Raw genomic sequence first — 1,231 nt, 5'->3', positions numbered from 1 at the left:
GGTCCGGGCGCCGGCGCCGCCGGGGCTGCCGGTGCCGCTCGTGCGGCGTCCGCCCCGGCCGCCCAGCCCGCCGTGCCCGCCGCGCCGGCGGGGGAGCGCGGCGAGCCCCTGGACCTGGTCCTGGTGCGCCACGCCTCCACGCCCCTGACCGAGCAGCGGCGCCTGTCGGGCCGCTGCGGCGAGGACCCGGAGCTGTCCGCGACCGGCCGGGAGGAGGCGCGCCGGGCCGCCGCCAGCCCCGAGGTGCGCGGCGCCGACGTCGTCGTCACCTCCACCCTGCGCCGCTCGCGGCAGACCGCCGAGGCCGTCGCCGAGCAGGTCGGCGCCCGCCTCGTGGTGGACCCGCAGTGGGACGAGACCGACTTCGGCGACTGGGACGGCTGCACCGCCGCGGAGGTCGCCCGGCGCTGGCCGGCGGAGTTCGCCGCCTGGTCGGACGACCCGTCCGTCGCCCCGCCCGGCGGGGAGGCGCTGGTGGCCGTCGAGGCGCGCGTGCGCGAGGCGGCGGCTGCCCTGCGCGCGCGCTGGGCCGGCCGGCGCGTGGTGCTGGTCACCCACGGCGACCCGCTGCGGGCGCTGCTGCGCCAGTGCCTGGGCTGCGGTGCGCACCTGCAGCGGCGCATCCACGTGGACCCCGCCTCCCGCACGGTGCTGCGCCTGCACGCCGACGGCTCCAGCGAGGTCCTGGCCGTCAACCGGGTCTGAGCACCCGTGCGGGTCCGGGCACCGCGGCGGGCGTTGACAGCGCCCGCCGCGGTGCCCGAGCCTGGCGTCGTCGGCAGCGGCAGCGGCAGCGGCCGGCGGCCGCCGGGGTGGCGGCACCGGGCCAGCCCGTCCTGGGGCGGCCCGGCGGTGGCGGGGATCGACGACGACCCGCCCCCTCCCACGTTGTTCAGCGCAGGGATCGAGCTGTCCGGCAACGACGACCGGACCAGAACAGCACGGAGGGTCTCGTGATCATCACCTTCTTCGTCCTCGTCCTCGCCCTCGCCGCGGTGACGGCCCTCGTCCGCCCGGGGCGCCCCGGCGGTGGGCGGCACCGCGGCAGCGGGCACCGCGGCGCCGGCGGCTCCACCGACGGCAGCTGGTCCGGCGGCTGGAGCGGTGACGGCGGCGGCTGGGGCGACGGCGGCTGCGGTGGCGGCGGCGACGGAGGACCTGGCGCAGCCGGCCGGCTCGCGCGTGGCGTCGCTGACCCTGGGCGGTGCGCCCGTCGCCGACGAACTGCTGG

At 80.4% G+C, this 1,231-nt stretch carries 1 protein-coding gene; it reads left to right on the top strand.

Translation table 11 applies throughout. The features are described 5' to 3' along the window. Positions 1-705 (top strand): histidine phosphatase family protein (locus GTR00_RS21200; protein ID WP_205706355.1); only part of this gene is annotated, 705 nt, incomplete at its 5' end. Positions 706-1,231 lie beyond the last annotated feature (526 nt).

Origin of the sequence: Kineococcus indalonis, assembly GCF_009906395.1 — a bacterium.
GTDB lineage: Bacteria > Actinomycetota > Actinomycetes > Actinomycetales > Kineococcaceae > Kineococcus > Kineococcus indalonis.
Note: the sequence above shows the minus strand (reverse complement) of the source record. Positions and strands in the feature narration are given on the sequence as shown.